General features: G+C 66.0%; 16 protein-coding genes, 1 rRNA gene and 1 riboswitch. Of the genes, 9 read left to right on the top strand and 8 right to left on the bottom strand.

The genetic code is table 11. From position 1 onward, the window contains the following. The first annotated feature begins 1 nt into the window (after position 1). Together rrf and HWX87_RS37475 are read left to right on the top strand one after the other, a co-directional pair. Positions 2–114: ribosomal RNA gene (gene rrf, locus HWX87_RS37480) — 5S ribosomal RNA — on the top strand. Between the two features lie 554 nt (positions 115–668). Next, complete coding sequence (locus HWX87_RS37475) at positions 669–2,093, top strand: DHA2 family efflux MFS transporter permease subunit (RefSeq protein ID WP_176051816.1); 1,425 nt, start codon at positions 669–671, stop codon at positions 2,091–2,093. A 224-nt stretch (positions 2,094–2,317) separates the two neighbouring features. Here the strand turns inward: HWX87_RS37475 and HWX87_RS37470 are convergent, their stop codons facing one another. The 3 genes from HWX87_RS37470 to HWX87_RS37460 all read right to left on the bottom strand — a co-directional run bounded on the left by HWX87_RS37470 (position 2,318) and on the right by HWX87_RS37460 (position 5,915). Beyond that, positions 2,318–3,061 carry a 2OG-Fe(II) oxygenase gene (locus HWX87_RS37470; RefSeq protein WP_176051815.1) on the bottom strand — a complete coding sequence of 248 codons (744 nt, stop codon included), beginning with the start codon at positions 3,059–3,061 and terminating at the stop codon, positions 2,318–2,320. A gap of 513 nt (positions 3,062–3,574) precedes the next feature. After that, positions 3,575–5,167 (bottom strand): inorganic phosphate transporter, encoded by a 1,593-nt coding sequence (locus HWX87_RS37465; RefSeq protein ID WP_176051814.1) that lies wholly within the window; start codon positions 5,165–5,167, stop codon positions 3,575–3,577. Between the two features lie 175 nt (positions 5,168–5,342). Then, a complete protein-coding gene (locus HWX87_RS37460; RefSeq protein WP_176051813.1) occupies positions 5,343–5,915 on the bottom strand; it encodes a histidine phosphatase family protein in 573 nt (190 codons plus the stop codon). A gap of 46 nt (positions 5,916–5,961) precedes the next feature. Then, positions 5,962–6,104, top strand: a riboswitch (cobalamin riboswitch). Between the two features lie 32 nt (positions 6,105–6,136). Between HWX87_RS37460 and HWX87_RS37455 the strand changes: the two genes are divergently transcribed. Both HWX87_RS37455 and HWX87_RS37450 read left to right on the top strand, forming a co-directional pair. Further along, positions 6,137–6,346: a CbtB-domain containing protein gene (locus HWX87_RS37455; RefSeq protein WP_006488502.1), complete on the top strand. Its 210-nt coding sequence runs from the start codon at positions 6,137–6,139 to the stop codon at positions 6,344–6,346. A gap of 13 nt (positions 6,347–6,359) precedes the next feature. Next, on the top strand, positions 6,360–7,082 hold the full coding sequence (locus HWX87_RS37450) for a CbtA family protein (protein WP_176051817.1): 723 nt from the start codon (positions 6,360–6,362) through the stop codon (positions 7,080–7,082). Positions 7,083–7,104: 22 nt separating this feature from the next. Here HWX87_RS37450 and HWX87_RS37445 read toward each other — a convergent pair whose 3' ends face one another. Continuing rightward, the gene (locus tag HWX87_RS37445) at positions 7,105–8,013 is read right to left on the bottom strand and encodes a LysR family transcriptional regulator (protein WP_176051812.1); all 909 of its coding nucleotides are present in this window, start codon (positions 8,011–8,013) and stop codon (positions 7,105–7,107) included. 128 nt (positions 8,014–8,141) lie between these two features. Here HWX87_RS37445 and metE point away from each other — a divergent pair, with 128 nt between their 5' ends. Then, positions 8,142–10,436, top strand: coding sequence for a 5-methyltetrahydropteroyltriglutamate--homocysteine S-methyltransferase (gene metE / locus HWX87_RS37440; RefSeq protein ID WP_176051811.1), 2,295 nt, complete (start codon positions 8,142–8,144; stop codon positions 10,434–10,436). 171 nt (positions 10,437–10,607) lie between these two features. Here the strand turns inward: metE and HWX87_RS37435 are convergent, their stop codons facing one another. Together HWX87_RS37435 and speB are read right to left on the bottom strand one after the other, a co-directional pair. After that, complete coding sequence (locus HWX87_RS37435) at positions 10,608–11,933, bottom strand: MFS transporter (protein ID WP_176051810.1); 1,326 nt, start codon at positions 11,931–11,933, stop codon at positions 10,608–10,610. 53 nt (positions 11,934–11,986) lie between these two features. Then, positions 11,987–12,943 carry an agmatinase gene (speB, locus tag HWX87_RS37430; protein ID WP_021161147.1) on the bottom strand — a complete coding sequence of 319 codons (957 nt, stop codon included), beginning with the start codon at positions 12,941–12,943 and terminating at the stop codon, positions 11,987–11,989. Between the two features lie 139 nt (positions 12,944–13,082). Between speB and HWX87_RS37425 the strand changes: the two genes are divergently transcribed. Then, positions 13,083–13,994 carry a LysR family transcriptional regulator gene (locus tag HWX87_RS37425; RefSeq protein WP_176051809.1) on the top strand — a complete coding sequence of 304 codons (912 nt, stop codon included), beginning with the start codon at positions 13,083–13,085 and terminating at the stop codon, positions 13,992–13,994. 125 nt (positions 13,995–14,119) lie between these two features. Here HWX87_RS37425 and HWX87_RS37420 read toward each other — a convergent pair whose 3' ends face one another. After that, positions 14,120–14,584, bottom strand: a complete 465-nt coding sequence (locus HWX87_RS37420) for an Lrp/AsnC family transcriptional regulator (RefSeq protein WP_176051808.1) — start codon at positions 14,582–14,584, stop codon at positions 14,120–14,122. A 134-nt stretch (positions 14,585–14,718) separates the two neighbouring features. Between HWX87_RS37420 and HWX87_RS37415 the strand changes: the two genes are divergently transcribed. The 3 genes from HWX87_RS37415 (at position 14,719) to HWX87_RS37405 (ending at position 18,946) form a co-directional block, all read left to right on the top strand. After that, positions 14,719–15,345, top strand: a complete 627-nt coding sequence (locus HWX87_RS37415) for a LysE family translocator (RefSeq protein ID WP_176051807.1) — start codon at positions 14,719–14,721, stop codon at positions 15,343–15,345. 258 nt (positions 15,346–15,603) lie between these two features. Further along, entirely contained in the window at positions 15,604–17,196 is a 1,593-nt protein-coding gene (locus tag HWX87_RS37410; protein WP_176051806.1) for a S53 family peptidase, read from the top strand. 73 nt (positions 17,197–17,269) lie between these two features. Continuing rightward, on the top strand, positions 17,270–18,946 hold the full coding sequence (locus HWX87_RS37405) for a peptidase S1 (RefSeq protein WP_176051805.1): 1,677 nt from the start codon (positions 17,270–17,272) through the stop codon (positions 18,944–18,946). Positions 18,947–19,081: 135 nt separating this feature from the next. On the opposite strand, the gene nadE is transcribed toward HWX87_RS37405, so the two are convergent. Then, entirely contained in the window at positions 19,082–19,930 is an 849-nt protein-coding gene (gene nadE, locus HWX87_RS37400) for an ammonia-dependent NAD(+) synthetase (RefSeq protein WP_176051804.1), read from the bottom strand. Between the last annotated feature and the right edge of the window lie 303 nt (positions 19,931–20,233).

Raw genomic sequence — 20,233 nt, 5'->3', positions numbered from 1 at the left:
GCCTGATGACCATAGCGAGTCGGTCCCACCCCTTCCCATCCCGAACAGGACCGTGAAACGACTCTACGCCGATGATAGTGCGGATTCCCGTGTGAAAGTAGGTAATCGTCAGGCTCCCTAAGCCAGAAACCCCCGCCCGAACAGGCGGGGGTTTTTGCATTTGAGCGGCGGAAATGCGCGAGCCGGCATAGCGCAATGCGGCCGGAACTGAAGCGTTGACGACGTCGATTCGGGCCGCGGTCGCCAATCAGGCATCTGCCATCCTCGAGCAATCCGCCGCCAGGCACTTCGGAAATCCTCGGTACGTTCTTCTACGGACCACGCCAATCCACCTGCAGCCAGCGTCCGGTCGATGTCGAGATGTCTTGATGGTCGAAAATGAGCGACGTTCATGGACGATGGCCGACAAATGCCATCTTCTGGCGCAAACTCCCTGCTTCATCCACCGGTCTTTCGACGCACCCTGTCGACCTGACCGTGTGCACCCTTCTGCGAATGCACCGCGGAATCGTCATAAAAATCTATGCGCATAAAGTCCGTGCGCGCACATACGCTGCAGAGCGGAGAGCAGGCCCTTCGGGGTAATATCGCCATTCGTCCCGATTCGCGGCGCTTGCCCACATCTGCCGGCGATCGGTGTCTTTCGTATTCCGTCTCCCGCATCGTTCATGACTGACAGCCCTGCCCAAGGTGGTCGGACGACCGACTTCTTGCCGTATCTCGTCGCCGCAACGTTCTTCATGGAGTACCTCGACACGACCGTGATCGCGACTGCGCTGCCGCAAATGGCGCATTCGTTCGGTGTCGGTCCGAATGCACTGAGCCTCGGGATGACGGCCTACATGCTCGCGCTGGCGGTGTTCATCCCGATCAGCGGCTGGATCGCGGACCACTATGGATCGCGCACGGTATTCGCGAGTGCGATCGTCGTCTTTACCGGTGCGTCGGTGCTGTGCGGGCTGTCCGAGGGCGTCATGACGTTCACGGCTGCACGTCTGCTGCAAGGCGTCGGCGGGGCGATGATGGTGCCGGTCGGACGGATGATCGTCGTGCGCAGCACCGAGAAGGCCAAGCTGATGCGCGCGATCGCGACGATCACGTGGCCGGGCATCGTCGCGCCTGTCGTCGGGCCGCCGATCGGCGGTTTCATCACGACCTATGCGTCATGGCGCTGGATCTTCCTGCTGAACGTCCCGTTCGGTATCGCCGCGCTGGTCTGTACCTGGCTGATCGTCCGGAACACGCGGGCCGACGAGCAACGGCCGCTCGACTGGGTTGGGTTCGTGCTGGCCGGTGGCGCATTGACTTGTCTGTTGATCGGTACCGAAGCGGCCGGCCAGCAGGATGTCGACTTCACGCGCGCGGGCATCCTGGTGGGTGCGAGCGTGCTGTTCGGCGCGGCCGCGTGGTTGCATGCGCGCCGCTGCGCGCATCCGCTGCTCGACTTCACCACGCTGAAGGTGCCGACCTTCTCGGTGACGGTGATCACCGGTTCGGTCACACGGATGGCGATCAACGCCGTGCCGTACCTGCTGCCGCTGTTGTTCCAGATCGGCTTCGGGCTGTCGCCGTTCCAGTCCGGCCTGTTGCTGCTCGCGAGTGCGCTCGGCAATCTGGGGATGAAGGCGGGAACGTCGTGGATTCTCGACCGATATGGCTTCCGGCGCGTTGCACTCGTCGACGTGACAATTGTCGGCATCTTCACGATTGCGTGTGGCTGGCTGACCGCGTCGACACCGCTGGCGATCACGCTGCTCGTCGTATTCGTCTACGGACTCACGCGGTCGATGCAGTTCACGACGCTCGCGACACTCGCCTATGCGGATATCCCGGCGCATCAGACGAGTGCAGCCAGCACGCTGTGGAGCGCTGCACAGCAGATGACGATCGGGATGGGTATCGCGTTCGGTGCGTTGTCGCTGCGGCTTGCGGCGTTGGCGCGCGGCGATGCGGCCGGCATGCATTACGTGCTCGACGATTTCCGCTGGGCATTCGTCGCGGCAGGCGTGCTCGCGCTGCTGACGCTGCCGGGCTATGCACGGCTGGCCTCCAATGCAGGCGACCGGCTGCGGGCGAGTATGGCGCGAGGGTAGGCAGAGTTACGAATCGAATTGGCACTACGACGGGTGAGCGCGTCTGCCTTTCGTCTCTCACCGGAAACGTCGATCCGTCGTGATTGCGATGGGCTGGCGGTCAGCGCAATCGGTTATTTGTCACTGCTGCGGGTGCGTGAGCAGACTGCGCGGTGCTTGAGCGCAAACCTGAAATCATCCGCGTGACGAACGTCGAGGCGGCGCCATGCTTGTCCTCGCTGCCGTCACTGCGCGTCATGGAAAATGATGCCGACCGTATGGCGGTGGCCGCTGCGGATCCGGCTCACGCCGTGGCGCAGGTTGACGCGATAGACGCCGCGCGTCCCCTGCACGGGTCTGCCGTGCACGGCGAAGATCACCGCGTCGCCTTGCATCAGCGGCACCACTTCCGCCCGTGATTGCATGCGTGGCCGCTGTTCCGTCAACACGAATTCCCCGCCCGTGAAATCGCGGCCCGGCGCCGACAGCAGGATCGCAACCTGCAGCGGAAACACGTGCTCGCCATAGAGATCCTGATGGAGGCAGTTGTAGTCGTCGGGACCGTATTGCAGGATCAGCGGCGTCGGTCGCGTCTGCCCCGCCGCATGGCAGCGATCGAGGAATGTCGTGTGGTCTTTCGGATAGCGGACGTCGATTCCGAGCGCCTGGTTCCAGCGATTCGCGATGGGCGCGAGATGCGGGTAGATCGTCGTACGCAGCTCGGCAATGACCGCGGGTAGCGGGTACGCGAAATACTTGTATTCTCCGCGGCCGAATCCGTGCCGCGCCATCACGACGCGTGAACGATAAAGCGTATCCCGCGGATAGAGCGACGCGAGCGCATCGCATTCGTTCGTCGAAATCAGGCCCGGCACGCGCGCGCATCCATAGCGATCGAGTTCGGCGCCGACAGTCGGCCAGTCGATGGCGTCGACACGTTGTGCGATGTCCGGCGATTCGACGGCAGGTTGCAGATCGGCGATGTTCACGGGCACCCCTCGGTTCGTCAGCGATGTGGCGCCGAGCCGTGCGGAATGCTCGGAAGCATTGCGTGCACGATTGGAGCCACGAAGAAAGTTGATGAACCCAGTCTAGCGACGATCGTATGCAGGCGCGCTCCAGATCTTGCGCTTCAATTCGGAAGCGAGAGGGGAGGGCACGGGACGCGCACGGACACATCGAAGGCTGAGACGTATCAGTGCGGAGAAGCGGAGAAGCGGAGAAGCGGAGAAGCGGAGAAGCGGAGAAGCGGAGAAGCGGAGAAGCGGAGAAGCGGAGAAGCGGAGAAGCGGAGAAGCGGAGAAGCGGAGAGGCGGAGAAGCGGAGAAGCGGAGAGGCGGAGAGGCGGAGAGGCGGAGAGGCGGAGAAGCGGAGAGGCGGAGAGGCGGAGAGGCGGAGAGGCGGAGAGGCGGAGAGGCGGGGAAGCGGGGAAGCGGGGAAGCGAGCGGCGAATCTTCCACGACAGGCGGCCGGCGCAGACCGGCCACCCGTCGCAACGCGAATCAAGCCATCGACCGGAACAACCAGTAGAGCCCGCCGGCAAGCACGATCGACGCCGGCAGCGTCAGCACCCATGCGAGCACGAGGCTGCGCACCGTGCCCCATTGCAGCCCCGACCCGTTCGCCGCCATCGTGCCCGCGACACCCGACGACAGCACGTGTGTCGTCGACACCGGCAGCCCGTACACGTCGGCGGCGCCGATCGTCAGCATCGCGACGAGTTCGGCCGATGCGCCCTGTCCATACGTCAGATGCTGCTTGCCGATTTTCTCGCCGACGGTCACGACGATCCGTTTCCAGCCGACCATCGTACCGAGGCCCAGCGCGATCGCGACGGCAACCTTCACCCATGTCGGAATGAACTTGGTCGCATGGTCGAGCTGCTTGCGATAGTTGTCGATCGCGAGCTTGTCGTCGGCGGCGAACGCGGGCTGGCCCGACTTCTCGATCAGGCGGATTGATTCGGACACCAGATACATCGTGTTGCGCACGTTGTCGACGTCGCGCTGCGGCACGGCTGCCATCGAGCCCGACGCGCCGACCGCGGTCGCGAGCGACGTCGACAGCTGCTGCACGGCCGGCAGCACGGCGGGCGTCAGTTCACGACGCTGCACGTAGTGTTCGACGTCGGCGCGCGGGTTCGCGGACGGCGCGACGCCGTTCGTGTACTTTCCGAATGTCGCGGCCGCCTGGTTCGCGACCGCCACGAACGTTTGCGATTCGGCCGGCGTGACGGCCTTGTTCAGTGCATACGCAGTCGGTACCGTGCCGATCAGGATCAGCATGATGAGGCCCATCCCTTTCTGCCCGTCGTTCGACCCGTGCGCGAACGACACGCCCGTGCAGGTCAGGATCAGCAGGCAGCGAATCCAGAACGGCGGCGGCTGATCCTTCGGCGGCTCCTTGTACAACTCGGGGATCCGCACGAGCGTCTTCAGCACGAGCAGCAGCAGCGCTGCGCACAGAAAGCCGACGATCGGCGAGAACAGCAGCGACTTGCCGACACCGAGCGCCTGGCCCCAGTCGACGCCGCTCGTACCCGACGGCCCGTGCATCAGCTGGTTCATCAGCCCGACGCCGATGATCGACCCGATCAGCGTATGCGAACTCGACGACGGCAACCCGAAATACCAGGTCGCGAGGTTCCACACGATTGCGGCGATCAGCAGTGCGAACACCATCGCGAAGCCGGAACCGCTGCCGACCTGCAGGATCAGCTCGACCGGCAGCAACTGCAGGATGCCGAACGCGACGGCGCCGCTCGAGACCATCACGCCGAGGAAGTTCCACATGCCGGACCAGATCACCGCGACGTTCGGCGTCAGCGAGTGCGTATAGATCACGGTGGCGACCGCGTTCGCGGTGTCGTGGAAGCCGTTGACGAATTCGAAGCCGAGCGCGATCAGCAGCGCGGCGCCGAGCAGCAGGTACGGGAACAGCTTCCCTTCACGGACCGGCGACAGATCGTCGATCAGGTGCGTGGCGATATAGATCGCGCCGAGCGCGAGCACCAGCAGGAAGACGGCATAGCCGACCTGTCTGGTGCGTTCGACGGAGCCCGAGTTGTTCGGTGCGGACGAAGCAGGTTGATTCATGACGGCATCTCGTAAGGGAACCGCGTCCGATCCTATCTGCGGCCAGCAGTCAGTTTGATGACAGTCGGGACCACGAACGGTGTGCGTTACCGGCATGTAAGGTGATTGAAGGTAGGCATACGCAACGCGCCGTACCGGCCCGTATCGTCGTCCACATAGTGAGCGCAATACCGGGCTATGCGTTGCCGTTCGCGCTCAACGTCCATCCATTCGGCGATGCAACAAGCGTCGTGCAGGACAGCGGCGCGATGTCGATGCGGGTTGCCGCCTTCGAATCCATCCGCAGCACATGTGCGACGGCCGCGCGGACGATCGGCGCATGCGTGATTGCGACGATGTCGCGATCGTGCCGCAGCGAGTTCAACCATGTGCCGACGCGGCGCAGGGCTGCTTCGAACGATTCACCGCCGTGCGGCGATGCCGACGGGTCTCCGATCCACGCACCCAGTTCGTCCGGCCAGTCGCGAGCGAGGTCGTGCAAGCGCCGGCCTCGCCAGTTGCCGTAATCGATGTCGCGCAGGGCGTCGTCAACGTCGACATGGAGTCCGAGTGCATCGGCGGTCTGCCGCGCGCAGCATGCAGGGCTGCACAGCACGAGCGCGCCGACGGTACCCGCCCACCGGTCGCGAAGCGCTGCGGCTTCGGCGAGCCCGTGCGTATCGAGCGGATCGTCGTCGGGAAACGTGCCGGTGCGCATCGCCCGGGTCGATGCGTGTGCGATCAGGCGCAGCGAGGCATGCAGGGTCATGTCGGTTTTCGGGGGCTCCGGGGCGGGACGCGATCGCCACCGTGCGATCACTTCAATCCGCGAACGTTCGCGCGTACAATTCGCCCGATACGAAACGCGGAAGCCGGTGTAATTCCGGCGCGGTCGCGCCACTGTAACCGGGGATCCATGATCCCGGAAGCCAGACCTGCCTTCGTACCCATCCAACATTTGTCGGGGCGCGATTCCCCTGAGGTGCATCCATGAGCGAAGCAGTGCTGAAGCCGGCAGTCGTGCCGGCACCCATCCCCGTCCGTGAACTGTTGCCGTGGGCCGTATTCGTCGGCCTGATCCTGTTGCTCGCCCTCTATTTCGTCGGCGCGGAACAAGGCGCGACGTCGCTCGTGCCGGGCATGTACGTCCACGAATTCGTCCACGACGGCCGCCATCTGCTCGGCTTTCCCTGCCACTGACGCGGAGGTCATGATGGTCGGAAAGTTGCTCATGCGCGGGATGCTCGCAGGCATCGCCGCAGGCCTCCTCACGTTCGGTTTCGCCAGAATCGTCGGTGAACCGCAAGTCGATCAGGCGATCTCCCTCGAAGAAAAAACCGACGCCGCCAAAGGCGACGCACCGGAGCCCGAGCTGGTCAGCCGCCACACGCAGGCCGGCCTCGGGCTGCTGACGGGCGTCGTGACCTACGGCGCGGCATTCGGCGGGCTGTTCTCGCTGGTCTTCGCGTTTGCCTACGGGCGGGGCAGCCGCCTCCCGGCCCGCCCGCTGGCCGCGTGGCTCGCGCTGGCGGCATTCGTCGCGCTCGTGATCGTGCCGAACCTCAAGTACCCGGCCAATCCGCCGTCGGTCGGCGATCCCGACACGATCGGCTATCGCACGGGCCTGTTCTTCCTGATGATCGCGATCTCGGTCGCGACGATGGTGTTCTCGGTCAGCGTGCGCCGCCATTTGCTGGCGAAGCTCGGCCAGTGGAACGCGTCGATCGTCGCCGGGCTCGTGTTTGTCGCGATCATCGCGGCCGTGCAGATCGGGCTGCCGTCGGTCAGCGAGCTGCCGGCCGATTTCCCGGCAGCCCTGCTGTGGAAATTCCGCGTCGCGGCGATCGGCATGCAGGTGATCATGTGGACGACGATCGGCCTGCTGTTCGGCGCGTGGGTCGAGCGCAGCGAACGCATCGGCCTGCGCGCCGCCTGACGCGCAGCGCAACGGAGCGTGCCTAGCGCAGGATGCGCGGCGCGCTCCACGTCGATTCGCGCGCGAGCGCGACGAACGCGGCCAGGTAGTCGATCGATGCGTCCGCTTCGCGGATGCCGAGAAAGATCTGCTTCGAGATCCCCTTCTTGCCGAGCTTGACCGGCACGACCGGCATCCGGTCTGCGTACTCGTCGGCCAGCCATCTCGGCAGCGCGGCCACGCCGCGTTCGCTCGCCACCATCTGCAGCATGATGTCGGTGGTCTCGATCGATTTGTGCCGCCTCGGCACGATGCCGGCCGGCGTCAGGAACTGGTTGTAGATGTCGAGCCGGTCGGTCTCGACCGGGTACGTGATCAGGATCTCGTCGGTCAGTTGCTCGGGCGTCACGTAGTCGGCGTTCGCGAACCGGTGCGAGTCGGCGACCACCAGCACCTGCTCGTAGTCGAACACGGGATCGAAGCGCAGGCCCGGCTTGTTCAGCGGATCGGGCGTCACGAGTACGTCGATGTCATGGCCGAACAGCGCGCCGATACCGCCGAACTGGAAGCGCTGCTTCACGTCCACGTCGACGTCGGGCCAGCGCGACAGGTAAGGCGACACGACCTTCAGCAGCCACTGGTAGCACGGGTGGCACTCCATCCCGATGCGCAGCGTGCCGCGCTCGCCCTTCGCATACTGCTTCATCCGCTCCTCGGCAAGCTCGAACTGCGGCAGCAGCCGGTTCGCCAGTTTCAGCAGATATTGGCCGCCCTGCGTGAGCCGCAGGCCGCGGCCTTCGCGGTCCCAGATCGGCGTGCCGAGCTGCTGCTCGATTTTCCGGACGGTATGGCTGAGCGCCGACTGCGTGAGGTGCAGCGCATTGGCGGCCGCGGTCAGCGAGCCCTGGCGCTCGACTTCACGAATGACGACGAGATGGAATCGTTCCAGCATGGATTTCGCTCGCGCAACGAATGCATGAACAACTTTAATGGATGAATGAAATAATGCCATTTTATTTCATGGTTTGAAATCCCTATGATGGCTGCCGGATCTACAATTTTTCTCTGGACGGCAGCTTCATGGTTACGACACACAACCTCGGTTTTCCGCGCATCGGCGCGAAGCGCGAACTCAAGTTCGGTCTCGAACGCTACTGGAAGGGCGAGTCGTCGCGTGACGCGCTGAAGGCGCTCGGCGCCGAGCTGCGCCAGCGCCACTGGCACGACCAGCGCGATCTGGACCTGGCGCCGATCGGCGATTTCGCGTTCTACGACCAGGTGCTCGACATGAGCTTCACGCTCGGCAACCTGCCGAAGCGCGTGCAGGATTTCCATGGCGACGCGCTCGACAACTATTTCCGCGTCGCGCGCGGCCGTTCGGCGCAGTCGGCGGAAGAACACGCGGCATGCTGCGGCGGTGTCGCGGCCGGTGAAATGACGAAGTGGTTCGACACGAACTACCACTACATCGTGCCGGAGTTTCACGCGGACACGAACTTCTCGCTCGATCCGTCGCGCCTGCTGCAGCAACTCGCCGAGGCGAACGCGCAGGGCGTGAACGCGAAGCCGGTGATCCTCGGCCCCGTCACGTACCTGTGGCTCGGCAAGGCGAAGGACGATTCCGATCGCCTCGCGCTGCTGCCCAAGCTGCTGCCCGTGTACGGCGCGCTGCTCGACACGCTGACCGCGCAGGGTGTCGAATGGGTGCAGATCGACGAGCCGATCCTCGTGACGGAGCTCGATGCCGAATGGCGTCAGGCCTTCCGCACCGCGTACGCGGCGCTGGAAACGCGTCGCATTAAGCTGCTGCTCGCCACGTACTTCGGCCAGCTTCGGGACAACCTGACGCTCGCGGCTTCGCTGCCGGTCGACGGCCTGCATGTCGATGCGATCAACGCACGCGACGAAATCGGCGCACTGGTACGTGAACTGCCGGCCGAGCGCGTGCTGTCGGTGGGCGCGATCAACGGCCGCAACATCTGGAAGACGGACTTGAACGCGACGCTCGACTGGCTCGAACCGCTCGCGAAGCAACTGGGTGATCGCTTGTGGCTCGCGCCGTCGTGCTCGCTGCTGCACGTGCCGGTCGATCTCGCGAACGAGGAGAAGCTCGATGCGGAAATCCGCTCGTGGCTCGCGTTCGCGCTGCAGAAGCTCGACGAGCTGAAGGTGCTCGCGACCGCGCTGAACGAAGGTCGCGACAAGGTGGCCGGGGCGCTCGCCGCGAACGCTGCCGCGATCGACTCGCGCCGTCGCTCACCGCGCGTGAACAACCCGGCGGTGAAGGCCGCGATCGCGCGCATCGACGCGCAGCTCGGCAATCGCGTGAGCCCCTATGCGCAGCGCGCGTCGAAGCAGTCGGCGCGACTGAAGCTGCCGGCTTTCCCGACGACGACGATCGGCTCGTTCCCGCAGACCGCCGAAATCCGCCAGGCGCGCAGCCAGTTCAAGGCCGGCACGCTCGACGAGGCCGGCTACCGCACGGCGATGCAGGCCGAAATCGAGCGCAGCGTCCGCGAACAGGAATCGCTCGAACTCGACGTGCTCGTGCACGGCGAAGCCGAGCGCAACGACATGGTCGAATACTTCGGCGAGCAGCTCGACGGCTACGCATTCAGCCAGTTCGGCTGGGTGCAGTCGTACGGTTCGCGCTGCGTGAAGCCGCCGATCCTGTTCGGCGACATCAGCCGCCCGAAGGCGATGACGGTCGAATGGATCACGTACGCGCAGTCGCTGACGAACAAGCCGATGAAGGGCATGCTGACCGGCCCCGTGACGATCCTGAACTGGTCGTTCGTGCGCGACGACCAGCCGCGCTCGGTGTCGTGCTACCAGCTCGCGCTTGCGATCCGCGAGGAGGTGCTCGATCTCGAGAAGGCCGGCGTGCGCGTGATCCAGATCGACGAGGCCGCGCTGCGCGAAGGGCTGCCGCTGCGCCGCGCGCAATGGGGCGAGTACCTGAAGTGGGCGGTCGAATCGTTCCGCATCACCGCGAACGGCGTGCAGGACGACACGCAGATCCACACGCACATGTGCTATTCGGAGTTCAACGACATCATCGCGTCGATCGCCGACATGGACGCGGACGTGATCACGATCGAGACGTCGCGCTCGGACATGGAGCTGCTCGACGCGTTCGACAGCTTCAGGTATCCGAACGAGATCGGGCCGGGCGTGTACGACATCCATTCGCCGAACATCCCGACGCAGGATCACATCGTCGGCCTGATGAAGAAGGCGGCGGAACGGATTCCGGCGGAGCGCTTGTGGGTGAACCCGGACTGCGGCCTGAAGACGCGCCAGTGGGCGGAGGTGATCCCGGCGCTGACGAACATGGTCGCCGCCGCGAAGACGCTGCGCAGCCAGGTGCATTGACGCGGGCAACGCGGGCCGGTCGTATTGCGCGCGCGGCGGCACGTGCAACGCGATGCCTGCCCTGGCGCTCGGACTTCCGTACGGGCAAATGAAAAAGGGCAGCGCGGTGCGCTGCCCTTGCTTGCGATGACCGGGCAGGCGGGTGAAGCTGCCTGCGCCGGTGCGCGGGTATTACACGGTGCGCGCGCCTCGCGGCAACGCGTCTTCCTGCTTGCGGGGCGCACCGGCATCGTCGATGCTGACGCGGCGCGAGATCAGCCACACGCACAGCGACGACACCACGGCGGCACTCGTGTACTGGATCGCGAGCGGCCACCATTGCGGCGCGGTGTTCTGCGCGATGATGGTCGCCACCAGCGGCGTGAGGCCGCCGGCGAGCGCACCGCACACCTGGTACGCGATCGAGATCGCCGTATAGCGGATGCGCGCGACGAAGATGCCGCTGACGAAGCCCGCGACGACCGAGTAGTAGCCCGATTCCGCGAGCGTCGCGAGGCCGACACCGACCGTGATCGACAGCGGCGTGCCCATGTGCACGAGCGGCAGCATCAGGAACGGGACGATCGCGGCCCATGCGCCGGTGATCAGCAGCACGCGCGTGGTTCCGAAGCGCTGCGCGAGGAACGCGGCCGCGAGCTGCACGACGAACTGCAGCACCGCGACGATCGTCATGCAATGCAGCACCATCGACCGGTCGAGCGACAGGAATTGCGTCGCATAGCTGATCATGAAGATGTTGCTGAAATACACGCCGGCGATGCCGTACACGTTCGCACCGATCGCGAGCAGCAGCAGCGGCCAGTACTTGAGCGCTTCACGCAGCGGCTTTTGCGCGATGTTGCCGCTCTTCTTGACTTCCTCGAACTCGGGCGACTCGGACACGCTCGCGCGGATCACGAAGCCGACGATCAGCAGTACGGAGCTTGCGAGGAACGGCACGCGCCAGCCCCAGCTCATCATGTCGTCCTTCGACAGCGTGCTGATCGCGCCGAACGCGAGCATCGACAGGATCAGCCCGCTTGCGCTGCCGAGCTGCGCGAACGACGCGAAGAACGTGCGCTTGCCTTCCGGCGCATGCTCGCCGGCGAGCAGCACCGCACCGCCCCATTCGCCGCCGACCGCGATGCCTTGCAGCACGCGCATCAGCACCAGCAGGATCGGTGCGATCACGCCGGCCTGCGCATGGGTCGGCAGCAAGCCGATCGCGACGGTCGACACGGCCATCAGCATCAGCGTCGCGAGCAGCGAGCGCTTGCGGCCGAAGCGGTCGCCGAGATAGCCGAACATCACGCCGCCGAGCGGCCGCGCGAAGAAGCCGACCGCGAACGAGCCGAACGACGCGAGCAGGCTGATGAAGCGGTTTTCGCCGGGAAAGAACAGCGGCCCGAACACGATGGCGGCGGCGGTCGCGTAGCTATAGAAGTCGTACCACTCGATCGTGGTGCCGACGAACGACGCGAGCGCCGCCCGCTTGGGTTGCTTGACGGAAGTCCCCATCTTGATGTGTGCTCCTCTGGAATGCTCTGATTTTGGAATAGGGGGGGCGGGAATCAGTCGCGGTACTTGACGCCCGGCAGCACGCACAGCAGCTCGTACGCGAGGTTCGCACCGAGCAGCGCCGTGGTGCCGAACGGGTCGTACGGCGGCGCGACTTCGACGAGATCGCAGCCGACGATGTTCAAGCCCTTCGCGCCGCGGATGATCTCGAGCGCCTGCGGCACCGTGAGGCCCGCGATTTCCGGCGTGCCGGTGCCCGGTGCGTAGGCCGGGTCGATGCCGTCGATGTCGAAGCTGATGTAGACGGGCGTGTCGCCGACGCGTGCGCGCACTTCTTCCATCAGCGGCGCGAGCGACTTGTTCCAGCATTCCTCGGCCTGGACGACGCGGAAGCCCTGCTCGCGGCACCAGTCGAAATCCTCGGCCGCGTAGCCGGTGCCGCGCAGGCCGATCTGCGTGACCTTGTCGCCGTGCAGCAGGCCTTCCTCGACCGCGCGGCGGAACGGCGTGCCGTGCGCGATCTTTTCGCCCATCATCGTGTCGTTCACGTCGGCGTGTGCATCGACGTGGATCAATGCAACCTTGCCGTGCTTGCGGTGGATCGCGCGCAGGATCGGCAGCGCGATCGTATGGTCGCCGCCGAGCGTGATCGGCTTGCAATCGTGCTCGAGGATCGCGTCGTACGCGGCTTCGATGCGCGCGATCGAATCGTGCAGGTTGTACGGGTTGATCGCGACATCGCCGATATCGGCGATCTGCAGCGAATCGAACGGCGCGGCGCGCGTGGCCATGTTGTACGGGCGCAGCAGCACGGATTCGGTACGGATCTGGCGCGGGCCGAAGCGTGCGCCGGTGCGGTTGGACGTGCCGAGATCGAACGGCACGCCGACGAAACAGGCGTCGAGGCCTTCGGCGCTCGCCACGTGCGGCAGGCGCATCATCGTCGCGATGCCGCCGCAGCGCGGCATTTCATTGCCGCCGAGCGGCTGGAAATGGGTGTGGTCGTTCATGGGCTGTCTCTTCCGATGTGGGGTTGCCGTATCATTCGACGCGGCTTGGCGCACAGTTTTACGCGCTCCGCCGGGAAAGAAGAATGCGAAGATATCGACGTAAACATCGATTTTCATCGATGTATGGAAGGGGATGAACGTGCTGGGGAATCTGTCGACCCTCGATCTGCGGCTGATCCGCGTGTTTCTCGCGGTCACGGACGCGGGCGGTGTATCGGCCGCGCAGGCCGTGCTGAACGTCGGGCAGTCGACGATCAGCGCGCAGCTGTCGTCGCTCGAGACACGGCTCGGCTACCGGCTCTGCGAGCGCGGCCGCAGCGGCTTCCGGCTCACGCCGAAGGGCGAACGGTTCCATGCGATGAGCCGCAAGCTGCTCGCGGCGCTCGACGAATTCGGGATGGCCGCGCGGCACATGGACCGCCAGCTGGTCGGCACGCTGAACATCGGCCTGATCGGCCATACGCCGGTGAGCCAGAATGCGCGGATCGCCGAGGCGATCGCCGCGTTCCGCACGCGCGACGAAGCCGTGCGTTTCTCGATTTCGGTGCGCGCGCCGGGCGATCTCGAGGAGAAACTGCTGGGCGACGAGATCCAGATCGCGGTCGGTTACTTCTGGCACCGCGTGCCGTCGCTGCACTACACGCCGCTGTTCATCGAGCGTCAGGTCGCGTATTGCGGCCGCGGCCATCCGCTGTTCGACGGCGCCGGCATGCTGACGCCGGCCGACGTCGCGGGTTTCGAATGGGCGTGGCGCTCGTATCCGCTACCGGAGGCGCAACTGTCGACGACGCCCGACCGCGTGACCGCGACCGCCGACAACATGGAGGCCGTCGCGCTGCTGATCCTGTCCGGCCACCACCTCGGCTACCTGCCGCAGCACTTCGCGGCGCCGTACGTCGCGCAGGGATTGCTCGCGCCGCTCAATCCGGAGGAACTGCGCTACGACGTGACGTTCCACATGGTCGTCGCGCGCAACGGGCGCGGGAATCCGCTCGTCGAGGCGTTTCTCGAGGATCTGGAGCGCGCACACCAGCCGCCCGACATTGCGTAGGCGGCCGGCATCAACAATGTGAACGAGTGTTGCGGCGGCGCGGTCCGACGCTGTCTGCATCGATGGGCGTCGAACTGACGAAGCCCGCGATGGGCCGGCTTGTGTGCGCTGTCCGACCGCCGGCGTCACGGCACCGGCAGCCCCGCGTCATGCTTGACTTCGCGTAGCGACAGCGCCGATTCGATCGACGTCACGCCCGGCAGCATCCGCAGCGATTCGCGCAGGAACGTGCCGTAATCGTCCAGATCGCGCGCCACGACCTGCAGCATATAGTCGGCGGTGCCCGCCACGTTGTGGCACGCCAGGATCCGCTCGATGCCGAGCACTTCCCGCTCGAAGCGGTCGGCGGTCTTGCGGTCGTGCGTCGCGAACCGCACGAGCACGAACGCGACGACGCCGAAGCCGAGCGCCTGCCGCGACAGCTGCGCGCGGTAGCGCTCGATGTAACCGTCGCTTTCGAGCCGTTTGAGGCGCCGCGCACAGGGCGTCTCGGACAAGCCGACGGATTCGGCGAGACGCGCGATCGGCAGGCGGCCGTCGCGCTGCACCGCAGCGAGGATCGCGCGGTCGGTTTTATCGAGCTCGGTCATGTTGGCGGAATCCTTGTTTCGATTCCATGATTGTGGCGGATTCCCCTATGGATCGCCAATTCCGAGCCAAAGATGGCCAATAATCCCTCGTCCTTCAGCGGCAACATATCGTCATTGAAGGACGGGGGCAGACCATGATTTCCACGCATTTGCTGTTGATTTATCTCGCCGCGCTGGCGGCCATCTATGCGGTGCCGGGGCCTGACATGGCGCTCGTGCTGCAGACCAGCATCGGCCGTGGCGTGCGGCCGGGCATGGCGGCGGCGGGCGGCCTGTCGCTCGCGCGCACCGCGCACGTGACGCTGTCGGCGTGTGGCGTCGCGGCGCTGATCCGCAGCGCGCCGTGGCTGTACGAGGTGATCCGCTACGGCGGCGCGCTGTATCTCGCCTATGTCGCGATCCAGGTGTTCCGCTCGCCGGTGTTCGCGCTCGGCGACGGCGACACGGCGGCGACGGCCGGCGAGCTGCGGCAGTCGTTCGTGAAGGGGCTGCTGACGAACCTGCTGAACCCGAAGGCGCTGCTGTTCTGCTCGGTGCTGCTGCCGCAGTTCGTGCGTCCCGAGGCCGGGCCGGTCGTCTGGCAGATGTTCGAGCTCGGCGCGCTGCTGGTCGCGGCCGGCGTGTGCTTCGACCTCGCGTGCGTGTTCGGCGCGTCGCGCATCGCGGCGTGGATGCGTGCGCATCCGCTCGCGCAAACCGTGCAACGCTGGACGTTTTCGGCGGCGCTGATCGGTTTCGCGCTGCGCCTGTCGATGGACTGAACGGGGTTCTTGCACCGTTGCCGCGCCGGTCGACAGCCGTGCGGCAGCGATGCGCCGATCGCCGCAGGCCGTGCGCCATGCCGGCCGTCACGCGCATGCCTTGCTGCAGAAGGGCGTGCGCGCAAATCGTCTGACTGTTCTAAACTTCCTTCACCTTCGCGCAATCGCGAACCGACTGACCGAACGGAACCGACTTCCGCCGGCTATGTCCGATTTCCTGGCTGTTCCGTGCAACGCGGTACCAAGGAGGGTCTGAACATGGCAAGGCATCTTCACGCCGACCGTGAACCCCGAATCGTCGCCGAGTCCAAGTGCCTCGGCCCGTGCGATCCGGCAGAACGCATCCACGTCACGATCATGTTGCGGCGGCAGGAAGAAGGGCAACTCGATACGTTGGTCCACCAGCTCGCCACCGGCGACACACAGGCGAAACCGTTGTCGCGCGAAGCGTTCGCGCAGCGTTTTTCCGCCAATCCCGACGACATCCGCAAGACCGAGGACTTCGCGCGTCATCACCAGCTCACGGTCGATCGCGTCGATCCGGTCGAGAGCGTCGTCGTGCTGTCGGGCACGATCAAGCAGTTCGAAGCCGCATTCGGCGTCACGCTCGAGCGTTTCGAGCATCGGTCGATCGGCCAGTATCGCGGCCGCTCGGGCCCGATCGCACTACCCGACGATCTCGGCGATGCCGTCACGGCCGTGCTCGGCCTCGACAGCCGCCCGCAGGCGCGGCCGCATTTCCGGCTGCGTCCGCCGTTCCGGCCCGCGCGCGGCGGCGCGGCGGGCGTCACGTTCACGCCGGTCCAGCTGGCGTCGCTGTACGGCTTTCCGGCAGGTGACGGCGCCGGCCAATGCATTGCGATCGTCGAACTCGGCGGCGGCTATCGCGCGGCCGATATCCAGCAGTATTTCCGCGGGCTCGGGATCACGACGCCGCCGACGCTCGTCGACGTGAACGTCGGAACCGGCCGCAACACGCCGACCGGCGACCCGAACGGCCCGGACGGCGAAGTCGCGCTCGACATCGAGATCGCCGGTGCGATCGCGCCGGCCGCGAAGATCGCCGTCTACTTCGCATCGAACAGCGACGCGGGCTTCATCCAGGCCGTCAACGCGGCCGTCAGCGACACGACCAACAAGCCGTCGGTGATCTCGATCAGTTGGGGCGGCCCGGAAGCGACCTGGCAGGCCCAGTCGGCGCAGGCGTTCAACCGCGTGCTGCAGGCGGCCGCCGCGCAGGGCATTACCGTGTGTGCGGCGTCGGGCGACAGCGGCTCGGGCGACGGGCTGCAGGACGGCGCCGATCACGTCGACTTCCCCGCATCGAGCCCGTACGTGCTCGGCTGCGGGGGCACGCAGCTCGACGCGCTGCCGGGGCAGGGCATCCGCAGCGAGGTCACGTGGAACGACGAGGCAGCTGGCGGCGGCGCGGGCGGCGGCGGCGTCAGCACGCTGTTCGACGTGCCGGCGTGGCAGCAGGGGCTCGCCGTCACGCTTGCCGACGGCAGCCGCACGCCGCTGGCGAAACGCGGCGTGCCCGACGTGGCCGGCGATGCGTCGCCGCAGACGGGTTACGAGGTGTCGGTCGCCGGCACGGCTACCGTGATGGGTGGCACGAGCGCGGTCGCGCCGCTGTGGGCCGCGCTGATCGCACGGATCAATGCGGCGGCCGGCACATCGGCCGGCTGGATCAATCCGGCGCTGTACAAGAATCCGGGCGCACTGCGCGACATCACGAAAGGATCGAACGGCACCTATGCGGCTGCTTCGGGCTGGGATGCGTGCACGGGTCTCGGCAGCCCGAACGGCACGCAACTCGCCGCGATTCTCGCGCGCAAGCCGTCGAGCTGACGCGCGGGCACACGCCTTTCCGTTCGACGCGGGTGTCCTGCCCGCGTCTTTTTTCACCTCCAGGAGCAGCACGATGGGCATCGATTCCGCATCTTCCGGCGGCGTGTATCCGCTGCATCACGGCGACCACAATTCGCATGGCGTGCCGCCGACCATCAACCCGGTCGCGCTGAGCCACGGCCGCGACCAGCCGTTCTTCGACCCGGTCGCGTACGGCAACGGCCCCGACGACTCGGTGACCGATACGACCGAGGCGGCCGCGATCACGCATCACACGATCCTGATCGACGGCAAGCGCATCGCGTACACGGCGACGGCCGGCCACCTCGTGACGGTCGACCCGAGCAGTTCGCAGCCGGCTGCGAAGATCTTCTACGTCGCTTTCACGGCGGACGGCGCGAAGGAAGAAACGCGCCCGGTGACGTTCTTCTATAACGGCGGGCCCGGTTCGTCGTCGGTGTTCGTGCTGCTCGGCTCGTTCGCGCCGAAGCGCATCAAGACGTCGATGCCGGGTTTCACACCGCCCGCGCCGTACCAGATGGAAGACAACCCGGACAGCATGATCGACCACAGCGATCTCGTGTTCATCAACCCGGTGGGCACCGGCTATTCGGCGGCCGTCGCGCCGAACAAGAACCGCAACTTCTGGGGCGTCGACCAGGATGCGGATTCGCTGAAGCAGTTCATCAAGCGCTACCTGACGAAGAACAACCGCTGGAATTCGCCGAAATACCTGTTCGGCGAATCGTACGGCACCGCGCGCAGCTGCGTGCTCGCGTACAAGCTGCACGAGGACGGTGTCGACCTGAACGGCGTCACGCTGCAATCGTCGATCCTCGACTACCGGCAGGCCGGCAACCCGGTCGGTGCGTTGCCGACCGCCGCGGCCGACGCGTGGTATCACAAGAAGCTCGGCGTCACGCCGGCGCCGACCGATCTCGGCGCGTTCGTCGAGGAAGTCGCGCAGTTCTCGCGCACCGATTATCTGAACGCGCTGCGTACGGTGCCGCATGCGGACGCGGCCGCCGTGCAGAAACTGTCGCAGTACACGGGCATCGACACGGCGACGCTGCAATCGTGGAGCCTCGACATCGCGGGTTACGACACGCGCGGCAATTCGCTGTTCCTGACGTCGCTGCTGCATGCGCAGGGGCTCGCGCTCGGCTCGTACGACGGCCGCGTGACCGGGATCTCGTCGGGCATCGCCGGCAAGATCGACCCGAACTCGGGCGGCAACGATCCGACGATGACGGCCGTGACGGGCGTCTATACGGCGATGTGGAACAGCTACCTGAACGAGCAGCTGAAGTTCACGTCGAATTCCGCGTTCACCGACCTGAACGACCAGGCGTTCCAGAACTGGGATTTCAGCCACATCGACCCGACCGGCGCGCAGCAGGGCATCGATGCGCAGGGGAACGTGATTCTCTACACGGCCGGCGATCTCGCGGCGGTGATGGCGTTGAACGTCGATTTGAAGGTGCTGTCGGCGAACGGCTTCTACGATTTCGTCACGCCGTTCTACCAGACCGTGATCGACCTGCAGCAGATGCCGCTCGAAGACCAGCAGGTGCGGCAGAACCTGTCCGCGCGCTTCTATCCGTCGGGGCACATGGTGTATCTCGACGGCGGCTCGCGCACCGCGCTCAAGCGCGATCTCGCGACGATGTACGACGCGACGGTCAGCAATACGGGCGCGCGGATGCGGATTCGCGCGCTGCAGGCGAAGAAGACGGGCGGGCACGCATAGCGGTGCCGGTCGCCGGGTTGCCGCGCGCAGCCGTCACGGCCGCGCGCGGCGGTTGGGCTCCGACGCTGCCGGCCGGTCGCCGTGCCGCCGTGCCGGATGCTTGCGACGAGCCGGTCGCTCAGTCTCGGTAGCGGCTTACGCGGCCGGCCAGTCGAACATCGTGTACGGCAGCGCGCGCTTGTGGCGCGAACCTTCGTGGAAGCGCAGTACGGTTTCGTACACGTGGTCGCTGACCGGCTTGCCTTCGAGGAAATCGTCGATCTCGTCGTAGCTCACGCCGTATGCGTGCTCGTCGGGGCGCAGCGGGCGCAGTTCCTCGAGGTCGGCCGTCGGCACCTTCATCACGATCAGCTCCTCGCCGCCGAGCGCACGCGCGACCGCGCGCACGCGACGCTTGTTCAGGCCCGCGAGCGGCAGGATGTCCGCGCCGCCGTCGCCGAACTTCGTGAAGAAACCCATCAGCGATTCGGCGGCGTGATCGGTGCCGATCACGATGCCGCGCTGCGCGCCGGCCACCGCGTACTGCGCGATCATGCGCTCGCGCGCCTTGATGTTGCCGTGCACGAAATCCTGTTGCGCGGGTGTTTCGAATACGTGGCCGGCTGCGGCCAGCGAGCCGAGCATCGCATCGGCGGCCGGCTTCACGTCGACCGTCAGCACCTCGTCCGCGCGGACGAACGCGAGCGCGCGCTGCGCATCGGCTTCGTCGTTCTGCACGCCGTTCGGCAAGCGCATGGCGATGAAACGCGCATCGTAGCCGTCGGCGCGCAGGCGCTCGACCGACAGTTGCGCGAGCCGGCCGGCCGTCGACGAATCGACGCCGCCACTGATGCCGAGCACATAGGTCCGCAGGCCGGTCGAACGAAGATACTGCGCGAGGAACTCGACGCGGCGGGCGATCTCGGCCTCGGCGTCGAAGTGCGGGGCGACGTTCAGTTCGGCAATGATCGCGCGTTGGCGGCTGGCGTAATCGGCGGATGTCATGAAGGAAGTTCCGGAACGAAATGCAAGGCGCCCATCATAAGCGCAATCGCGGCGCGCCGCCGCGCCGGGCGTGCGTTCCGGCGGTTTCGCGTTGCTTCGGCGAGACGCGCTGCATCGCCGTGGTGCACGGTGCGCCGGGCGGGTGCAGGATGCCTCGCGACGGGCATCCGGGCGCCGGGGGGGTGCCCCTATGTGTTTCGTCAAGCGTTAGGGACTGACTTGGGTTGGTAAATGGTGCCGTCGCGCAGCATGGCGAACAGAACGTCGCAGCGTCGCCGTGCGAGCGCGATGAGCGCTTGGTTA

Source organism: Burkholderia sp. BCC1644 (genome assembly GCF_902833225.1).
Classification (GTDB): domain Bacteria; phylum Pseudomonadota; class Gammaproteobacteria; order Burkholderiales; family Burkholderiaceae; genus Burkholderia.
Note: the sequence above shows the minus strand (reverse complement) of the source record. Positions and strands in the feature narration are given on the sequence as shown.

Bases quoted from the DNA above. Each gene is read 5' to 3' on its own strand.
- HWX87_RS37475 (WP_176051816.1), top strand. From the start codon at position 669: ATGACTGACAGCCCTGCCCAAGGTGGTCGGACGACCGACTTCTTGCCG.
- HWX87_RS37465 (WP_176051814.1), bottom strand. From the start codon at position 5,167: ATGAATCAACCTGCTTCGTCCGCACCGAACAACTCGGGCTCCGTCGAA.
- HWX87_RS37460 (WP_176051813.1), bottom strand. From the start codon at position 5,915: ATGACCCTGCATGCCTCGCTGCGCCTGATCGCACACGCATCGACCCGG.
- HWX87_RS37455 (WP_006488502.1), top strand. From the start codon at position 6,137: ATGAGCGAAGCAGTGCTGAAGCCGGCAGTCGTGCCGGCACCCATCCCC.
- HWX87_RS37450 (WP_176051817.1), top strand. From the start codon at position 6,360: ATGGTCGGAAAGTTGCTCATGCGCGGGATGCTCGCAGGCATCGCCGCA.
- HWX87_RS37445 (WP_176051812.1), bottom strand. From the start codon at position 8,013: ATGCTGGAACGATTCCATCTCGTCGTCATTCGTGAAGTCGAGCGCCAG.
- metE (WP_176051811.1), top strand. From the start codon at position 8,142: ATGGTTACGACACACAACCTCGGTTTTCCGCGCATCGGCGCGAAGCGC.
- HWX87_RS37435 (WP_176051810.1), bottom strand. From the start codon at position 11,933: ATGGGGACTTCCGTCAAGCAACCCAAGCGGGCGGCGCTCGCGTCGTTC.
- speB (WP_021161147.1), bottom strand. From the start codon at position 12,943: ATGAACGACCACACCCATTTCCAGCCGCTCGGCGGCAATGAAATGCCG.
- HWX87_RS37420 (WP_176051808.1), bottom strand. From the start codon at position 14,584: ATGACCGAGCTCGATAAAACCGACCGCGCGATCCTCGCTGCGGTGCAG.
- HWX87_RS37415 (WP_176051807.1), top strand. From the start codon at position 14,719: ATGATTTCCACGCATTTGCTGTTGATTTATCTCGCCGCGCTGGCGGCC.
- HWX87_RS37410 (WP_176051806.1), top strand. From the start codon at position 15,604: ATGGCAAGGCATCTTCACGCCGACCGTGAACCCCGAATCGTCGCCGAG.
- HWX87_RS37405 (WP_176051805.1), top strand. From the start codon at position 17,270: ATGGGCATCGATTCCGCATCTTCCGGCGGCGTGTATCCGCTGCATCAC.
- nadE (WP_176051804.1), bottom strand. From the start codon at position 19,930: ATGACATCCGCCGATTACGCCAGCCGCCAACGCGCGATCATTGCCGAA.